Origin of the sequence: Nonlabens sp. Asnod3-H03 (genome assembly GCF_045063665.1) — a bacterium.
Lineage (GTDB): Bacteria > Bacteroidota > Bacteroidia > Flavobacteriales > Flavobacteriaceae > Nonlabens > Nonlabens ulvanivorans.
In genome coordinates this window covers 2,415,575-2,424,380 of the sequence record NZ_JBEFOD010000008.1, presented here as the reverse complement: position 1 = coordinate 2,424,380, position 8,806 = coordinate 2,415,575, and the positions used below count along the sequence as shown (strand labels likewise).

7 protein-coding genes are annotated in these 8,806 nt (G+C 36.0%); 6 read left to right on the top strand and 1 reads right to left on the bottom strand.

The features are described from left to right. Positions 1-125 precede the first annotated feature (125 nt). The 6 genes from ACJJVI_RS14360 (at position 126) to ACJJVI_RS14335 (ending at position 7,009) form a co-directional block, all read left to right on the top strand. Complete coding sequence (locus ACJJVI_RS14360) at positions 126-722, top strand: transferase hexapeptide repeat family protein (RefSeq protein WP_042271822.1); 597 nt, start codon at positions 126-128, stop codon at positions 720-722. A 569-nt stretch (positions 723-1,291) separates the two neighbouring features. Further along, a complete protein-coding gene (locus tag ACJJVI_RS14355; RefSeq protein ID WP_405352596.1) occupies positions 1,292-2,572 on the top strand; it encodes a dihydrolipoamide acetyltransferase family protein in 1,281 nt (426 codons plus the stop codon). 48 nt (positions 2,573-2,620) lie between these two features. Then, the gene (locus ACJJVI_RS14350; protein ID WP_104515590.1) at positions 2,621-2,938 is read left to right on the top strand and encodes a GIY-YIG nuclease family protein; all 318 of its coding nucleotides are present in this window, start codon (positions 2,621-2,623) and stop codon (positions 2,936-2,938) included. A 56-nt stretch (positions 2,939-2,994) separates the two neighbouring features. Further along, the gene (locus tag ACJJVI_RS14345) at positions 2,995-5,079 is read left to right on the top strand and encodes a thiamine pyrophosphate-dependent enzyme (RefSeq protein WP_405352592.1); all 2,085 of its coding nucleotides are present in this window, start codon (positions 2,995-2,997) and stop codon (positions 5,077-5,079) included. 7 nt (positions 5,080-5,086) lie between these two features. Beyond that, positions 5,087-6,586 carry an HTTM domain-containing protein gene (locus ACJJVI_RS14340; protein WP_405352589.1) on the top strand — a complete coding sequence of 500 codons (1,500 nt, stop codon included), beginning with the start codon at positions 5,087-5,089 and terminating at the stop codon, positions 6,584-6,586. Between the two features lie 6 nt (positions 6,587-6,592). Continuing rightward, positions 6,593-7,009, top strand: coding sequence for an OsmC family protein (locus tag ACJJVI_RS14335; RefSeq protein WP_042271814.1), 417 nt, complete (start codon positions 6,593-6,595; stop codon positions 7,007-7,009). Positions 7,010-7,045: 36 nt separating this feature from the next. On the opposite strand, the gene ACJJVI_RS14330 is transcribed toward ACJJVI_RS14335, so the two are convergent. Beyond that, positions 7,046-8,773 (bottom strand): hypothetical protein, encoded by a 1,728-nt coding sequence (locus tag ACJJVI_RS14330; RefSeq protein WP_405352585.1) that lies wholly within the window; start codon positions 8,771-8,773, stop codon positions 7,046-7,048. Positions 8,774-8,806: the final 33 nt, after the last annotated feature.

Below are 8,806 nucleotides of genomic sequence, written 5' to 3'. Positions count from 1 at the left end.
TACCACATACCACATACCACATACCACATACCACATACCACATACCACATACCACATACCACATACCACATACCACATACCACATACCACATACCACATACCACATACCACATACCACATACCACATGATCTACTCCTTCAAATCACACATTCCAGTAATTCACGAGTCCAGTTTCGTTCATCCACAGGCGACCGTTATCGGTAATGTAATTATTGGTAAGAATTGTTACATAGGACCATCGGCTGTAATACGAGGCGATTGGGGCGAGATAATTCTGGAAGATGGTGTTAATGTGCAAGAGAATTGTACCATACATATGTTCCCTGGAAAAAGCATCACGCTTAAAGAAGGAGCGCACGTAGGTCATGGAGCAATTATTCACGGTGCAAACCTAGGTCGCAACTGCATGATAGGTATGAATAGTGTCATAATGGATGATGCGACTATAGGAGACGAATGCATAGTAGGAGCGATGACATTTGTAAAAGCTGAAGCTGTTTTTGAACCACGTTCTTTAATTGTAGGGAATCCAGCCAAAAAAATCAAAGAGGTTTCTGATCAAATGATCGCTTGGAAAACTGCTGGAACTAAATTGTACCAACAATTACCTGCAGACTGTCATGAAACTATGAGAGAAGTAGAGCCGCTGCGTGAAATCCCTGAAAATAGACCAGTTCAAGAAGATTTTTATAAGACCTTACAGGAAATCAAAAAGAGCTGATCATTAAATGATAGCTTAATATAAAAGATTTAATCCTTTATGGTTTTAACACTATGTATTAAAAAGTCACGTATTTAATTAAACCTATTTACTTCGATTAAGTCCTATTAGTATATAAAACAAACCATTTAAAACCTATGTACTATGAAAAATTTATTGAAAGTATTCGTCCCAACAACAAGAAAATTATTTGTTCAATTAAGTGACATAGCACGTTCCGCAAACTATGCAATTCATAGATAAAATGCTTTATTAATAAAAAAACTATAAAGTATACAATTATGAAAATCGAGCCTTGAAAGTGATAATAGCCCAGTCGTTATTATCACTTTTTTTTGTGTTTAATTTTGCTGGCCTTTTTTAATTGAATCACTCAGTTGTAGAAGAAACATAAGTCATAAATGGTTTGTACTCTTATCTTCTAGTTATCAGTTCAGTTGATTTCATAAATGAAATGATTTTTTATCGCTTTCGCGAAAGCGGAATTACAACATAAAATTTACAACTAACAACTGTTAGTTTTGTATTTTTATACCATGGCAAAGACTATGGATTTTTTGCTCCCAAAAATGGGAGAATCAATAACAGAAGGAACAATACTTAACTGGCTGGTTCAAGAAGGAGAAGCTTTTGAAGAAGGTGATATCCTTGTTGAAGTAGGTACCGATAAAGTAGATAATGAAGTACCAGCGCCAGCAGCAGGTATTATGTTTAAGCATTTATGTGCAAACGGTGATGTGGTAGAAATAGGTAGCGTGATTGCTCAATTTGAAGAATCAGATGGTTCTGTAAAGACGGTAGCCGCTCCAAAATCTGCTGAGTCTAATAAGGTAGTTAAGAGTGGATCTTCTGTGAGTAAGCCGCCTAAGATGGTAAAAGCAAGTTCAAAAGCTACTGCGGTTTCTAATTCTTATGTAAATCAAGATCTTTTTGTGAGTCCACTCATAGATAGTATGGCTCGCAAGCATCATTTATCTTATGAAGAACTAGCTCGCATACCAGCAACTGGTCATGAAGGTAGATTGCGCAAGAGCGATGTGGTAAATTATATCAATGAAGGTAGGCCTTTTCAATTTGCACAAGCAGTAAATAATGAACCAGATCCTACGGCATATCGTATACCACAATTAAAACTGGATAAAGGAACAGGAACCATTATAAAAATGGACCGCATGCGCTCTATGATTGCAGATCATATGGTGTATTCTAAACATACCAGTCCGCACGTGACTGCTTATGTGGAGGCAGATCTTACAGATTTAGTGAACTGGCGTAATAAAAATAAAGCACCTTTTCAAGAAAAATACGGTGAGCGATTAACGTTTACACCGCTTTTTGTAGATGCGGTAGCGAGAGCGATTAAGGAATATCCTAATATCAACGCTAGTGTAGATGGTTCCAATATCATCGTTAAAGAAAATATCAACGTAGGTATGGCGACGGCATTACCATCAGGTAATTTAATAGTACCTGTGGTAAAAAATGCCGACCAGAAATCTTTACAAGAAATCGCTGCAGATGTGAATCGCATGGCAAACCTAGCACGTGAAAATAAATTAGGTGGCGACGATATTAAAGGAGGAACATTTACGATATCAAATGTGGGAACATTTGGATCATTAATGGGAACACCTATTATCAATCAGCCAGAGGTAGCAATTCTTGCAACAGGAATTATAAAAAAACGTGCTGAGGTAATGACACGCGATGGAGTAGATTCTATAGAAATACGTAGTATGATGATGTTATCATTATCATTTGACCATAGAGTAGTAGATGGATTTTTAGGAGGTAGTTTTTTAAAGCAAGTGGCTTTGAATCTTGAGGCAGCGCCTGATAAAGATTATTAAAAAGAATTGAATTTCCGCACTCGATGCGGAAACTGCTAGTTTTATTTAATGGCCAGTTACGAGCACAAATATTATGTCTATTTACTTTCTAATAAGAAAGATGGTGTTTTGTACCTTGGAATGACAGATGATGTGAAGCATAGAACTGGACAACATAAAGAAGAAAGGTATAAGAAAGCGTTCTCAAAACGATACCAGACTAAAAAACTGGTCTATTTTGAAGAATTTCAATGGGTTCAAGAGGCACAAGCAAGAGAGAAGAAGCTGAAGAAGTGGAAACGGCAATGGAAAATAGACCTTATTGAAAAGGATAATCCAGAATGGCTAGATCTTGCAGAGGCTTGGTGGGATGATGAGAATTATTAATTAGTATGGAGTAAGTATAATCAGATTCCGCATCAAGTGCGGAAATTCAAGATATTATGAAAATAAGTAAAGAAATTTTAGAATTCGGATATAAAAACCTAATCACTGCCAAAGCCATGGCAGAGCTCTACGAAGAGAACTTTAAAACAGTTTCTAAGTATGTGCATGCAACTAGTCGTGGTCATGAGGTGATTCAGACGGCGCTAGGAATGCAGTTGTTACCGCAAGATTATGCTTTTCCATATTACCGTGATGACGCGATGTTACTTTCTATAGGTATGAAACCTTATGATCTAATGTTGCAATTGCTGGCTAAAAAAGATGATCCTTTCTCTGGTGGACGTACCTATTACTCGCATCCATCTCTGAAAGATATCGATAAGCCTAAAATACCACATCAATCTAGTGCTACAGGAATGCAGGCTATTCCTGCTACTGGTGTAGCGTTAGGATTTCATTATCGCGAGAGTTTAACAGAAGAACAAAGAGCTGCTATTGATTCAAATTCGAGTTCAAGTTCAAGTTCTGATTCCATTGTAGTTTGTTCTCTAGGTGATGCATCTGTGACTGAAGGTGAGATTGCTGAAGCTTTTCAAATGGCAGCTTTAAAGCAATTGCCTATTTTATATCTAGTGCAAGATAACGGTTGGGATATCAGCGCAAATGCTGCAGAAACTCGTGCACAAAATGCTGCTGAATATGCTGCAGGATTCCACGGTATAGAAGCTATTTCTATCGACGGGACTGATTTTGAAGAAAGTTACAACACCTTAAACGAGGTGATTGAAAAAATAAGAACAGAGCGCAGACCGTTTTTGGTTCACGCTAAAGTACCATTATTAAATCACCACACCAGTGGTGTAAGAATGGAGTTTTATCGCGATGATTTGGAAGAGGCGAGAAGCCGTGATCCATATCCGCGTATGAGACAGTTATTGCTCGATAATGGATTTAGTGAGCAAGATGTAGATGGTTATGACGCTTTCGCGAAAGCGGAATCTAAAAAAGCTCTAGAGCAAGCAATGAAAATGCCCGATCCTGAGCCATCAGATTTATACACACACGATTTTGCACCAACACCGATAACAGAAGAAAAAGGAGAGCGATCTCCAGAAGGTGCTGATAAAGTCGTGATGGTAGATTGTGCACTATTTGCCATTGAAGAATTAATGAAAAAACATCCAGAATGCTTGTTGTATGGGCAAGATGTAGGTGGTAGATTAGGTGGTGTTTTTAGAGAAGCGGCGACACTGGCACAAAAATTTGGCGATAATAGAGTTTTCAACACGCCTATTCAAGAAGCATTTATAGTAGGTAGTACGGTAGGAATGAGTGCTGCAGGTTTGAAACCTATCGTAGAGGTGCAATTTGCAGATTATATCTGGCCTGGACTAAATCAATTGTTTACAGAGGTTTCTCGATCTAATTACTTAAGTAATGGAAAATGGCCTGTTTCTATGGTCTTGAGAGTGCCGATAGGAGCTTACGGTTCTGGTGGTCCTTACCATTCTAGTTCTATGGAAAGCGTGGTTTCTAATATAAGAGGTTTAAAGATTGCCTATCCATCAAATGGTGCCGATTTAAAAGGACTGATGAAAGCTGCTTATTATGATCCTAATCCGGTGGTGATTTTTGAGCATAAAGGATTGTACTGGTCTAAAGTAAAAGGAACTAAAGGCGCTACAAGTATAGAACCTAGTGAGGACTATGTGTTGCCGTTTGGAAAAGCATGGGTACTACAAGAAATCTGGAAAAAAGAAGAAGAAGAAACCTTGAGTATTATTACTTATGGAATGGGTGTGCATTGGGCAATGAATGCAACTGAAGAACTTGGTTTGCAAGATAGAGTAGAGGTTGTGGATTTAAGAACGCTGCATCCACTAGATTATGAAACGGTTTTTGCGAGTGTAAAGAAATGTGGTAAATGCCTAGTCGTTACTGAAGAACCTAGTGAGAATAGTTTCTCACGTGCTTTACAAGGACGCATTCAAGAAGAATGTTTCAAATACATCGACGCTCCGGTAATGGTCATAGGATCTGAAAATATGCCAGCGATTCCATTAAATTCTGTTCTTGAGGAAACGATGATTCCTAGTACAGAGAAAGTAAAAACTAAGATTGAGGAAATTCTTAATTATTAATTGTTGCATGTTAACTAAATTAATTGCGAGATTAAATTCTAAAATTATCCCTTTTGACCTAAGGTCATTAGGGATTTTTAGGATAATTCTAGGGCTTGCAATAATTTATAATCTTGTTTTTTATAGATTTCCTGCTGTAGGTGTGTTTTATAATACTCCTGATTTAATTCCTCCATCTACTATTGCTAATTATTATGGGACTCCATTGCAATTATTTAATTGGATAGATTCTGATTTGTGGTATAATTCTCTATTTCTAATAATGCTTTTGTTGAGTATTTTATTGACGGTAGGTTATCAATTAAAATGGGTGATTCCAGCTCTATTTGTATTGTTCGGTAGTATGATCACTACTAATCCTTATGTCGCGCATGGTGTAGAATATCTAGAGGAAACAGCGCTGTTTTGGGCTATTTTTTTACCATTAGATAAAAGGTTTATCATTACTAAAATTACAGATGTTAGAACACAAAACTCAGGTAATTTTGCACATCTAGGTTTACATTTTCAATTGTTTCTTATCTATTTTTCTAGTTGGATTTTTAAAAATGGAGAGCTATGGCAGTCAGGAAAGATTCTTGAAATAGTATCTAAGGACTTAATACATTCTAAACCTCTATTACAAGGAATAAGCAACCAACCAGAAGTTTTAGAAATCTTAACCTATAGTGGTTTTTATCTAGAGGTGATTATTTCATTATTAATACTCAGCGCTTTCTTTTTCAAAAATTCACGTAAGTGGGTCTTTATTTCTATACTTATCTTACATGCGACTATGGCGCTTTATCTTCATGTAGGAACGTTTTTTATTATAGGTTTTGCTTTTTCTATTTTGTTTTTACCTGCAGGATTCTGGGATCATAGAATAATAAATAGACTGTACAGTCCGACTGGTATGATTGATGTTTCTCAAAAGGAGAAGCTAAATCAATTAAAAACTATTGGTATACTGGTATTTATGGCTTTTATACTACATGGTAATTTACATCACTGGAGTAAGAATAGTTATTTGAGCCCAACTTTATTAAAACTTCCTTTCTATCATTACACCATAGGTAGACAGTTACCAGATCCGGGAATATTTAGTGGCTTTTGGCACCAATCGTGGAAGTTTTTCCCTAATAATATATATGATGATTTAGGTGATTTTATATTCATCGGTTATAATGCGTCTGGGAAAGCTATAGAATTAAGAACTGGGACCGAATTAACTATTAGTGAAAGTGATGATACGATAGAAATAAATCCATTACCGTCGCATTCTTATTTCGGCGCAGAGTTTACCTTTGGAGTATATTATAAATTTTACCAAAATCGATTTCCTGAGTCAACTCAACAAGGTTGGCTAACTATAGAATTAGATAATTACAAAAAAGCACATCCTAAGAATAAAATTTCTAAAGCTGAATTATGGAAGCTAAAGCGTTTTCATCATTATGAAGGTGAACATTTAAAGTTGCAGGACTCACTTATCAAAATTTGTACTATTTATAACCCTATTAAATAATATCTCATGAAAATAACCCTAGAAAGAAAGAATACAGAATATCTACTAGAAGCAAAAGGTGTTTCTGGAAACACCGTGATGATAGACCATAGCGGTATGGAAACTGTTCAAGGAGTAAGTCCTATGGAGTTACTTCTTATGGGTGTAGGCTCTTGTAGTGCGATAGATATTATCGCGATTTTAAAAAAACAACGCCAGAATATTACTAGTTATAAGGTTGAGGTCACTGGAGAGCGTTATGAGTTAGATGATTCTAAGCCATTTAAATCTATGCATGTTCTTGTGAAATTAGAAGGAGACATCAATCCAGATAAAGCTCAAAAAGCAGCCGATTTGAGTTTTGATAAATACTGCTCTGTTTCAAAGAGTTTTGATAAGTGTGTAGAGATCACATATAGTATTCAAATAAACAAGCCTTCTTAACTAAGAAGGCTTGTTTATTTGAAGATGATATTGAAATTATTTTATTTTCTCAATCGTAAAAAAGTTGCTACCAGCGTCTGGACGCATTCTTATAACACCACTATTACCAGCTCTTTCAGTATGAATGTATACTTCATCACCAGCTTGTAATTCAATTACTTCTGTGATGTTAACACTAGATGAGTTACCTGCAGAATTATTATTAAGGATTATGTTATTTGCTGTAGGTGTTGCTGGGTAACCTGTACTTGAATCACTAGGTCTAAAGTACCTCAATTCTGCATCTAATTGTAAGTTAAAATTATTAGCGCTACCTGCTGTATTAGGAGCAAAAATTGCCATTGCAACTACAATTCTATAGCGTCCATCTTCATTTACGGTCAGTCTAGTTTGATTATCACTTTCTGTGGTTGAAAATAACATATTATCATCGTTCCAATCATTAAAAGCAAAAAGTTCTAGTTCTTGACTAGTCCCATTATTTAAATTTTTACCTCTACTAGCCGCATTACCAAAACGAGCTGAACGATCTTCTCTAAATTGAGGAACCCATCTACTTCCGTTCCATGAATATAATCCTTCTCTAACATCGTTGCGATAACCTGATGGAGTTAGATCCTCATTAGTATTATAAACAATCGTTCCTTTTACTACACCAGTAACCGGTGCTGCTAGTGATGCGTCAGTAAGAGCAACTCTATTAATTAATAGTCCTTTATCTGTCGCTCCTAGCTCTAGACTAGCTGCATCTTCTATAGAAGTAGTACCTATTCCTACACTACCATTAGTGTAAATGTTATCAGTAATATCAGTAGCAGCGTTAGTAGTAGATTCTACATGCCAGTCATAATCCTTGTCAGCAGATGTTATAATTCTATTCCATCTCTCTTGCCAGACATATAAGCCTTCAGTACCGGAACTTGTTCTCGAATTATAAGCAATTAGTCCATTTAATGGATCACTTACTAATGGAGCAAAGGTTGATAAATCTGCAATATTAATACGGTTAGGTAGAAAACCTTTGGTATTGTGAGCTAAAGATAATGAAGCATAATCAGGATTACTATTTGCTCCTATTTGAATGTTTTCTCTCTCTGGATTTGCATTGAGTATCACTCCAGAATCTCCACGTATTTGTAGATTCATATCTGGATCACCATCAGGATTAAAGGTAACCTGACTTGAACTACCAAAAGATCGATGTGATAGAAAAACGTCACCATTACTAGTAAAGGTCAAATCTGTGTTATTAGTGGCCAGATACATTCCAGAATTTGTTGAGTTTGTAAAAGAATAGCTAGGTGAGGTTTCTGTACCGTTAGATAAACTTCTTAACGCACCATTTGTTTCAAATCTAAATCTATCGTTATTATTGGTTTTCACGATCAGAGGAAATGCATTGTTACTTCCCAATCGGTTTGTAGTATCAATGGTATTACCATTTAAGGACCAGTCAGTATCATTCCCTAATGCTATCCATTGATCTGTACCATTCCAATAATAAAAACCTTTATTTAAAGGATTTGATCCTGTAACAACTTGTGTATTGTAAACTAAAACACCTTCTTCTAACGTGGTACCAGAAAGCGAAATTCCTGTTAGATTGTTACTTGCACTTAAAGCAACTTTAGGAATTAATATACCCTTATCACTTTCATTAATATCCAATGCAGTTCCATCGGCAGGTGTAGCGGTATTGATCCCTACTTGTCCCAAAATCACTTGGCATGTCAAGAAAACTAGAATGAGTGTAAAAAACTTCATATAAACATTATTGTTTTCAAATTTAAGTTTTGT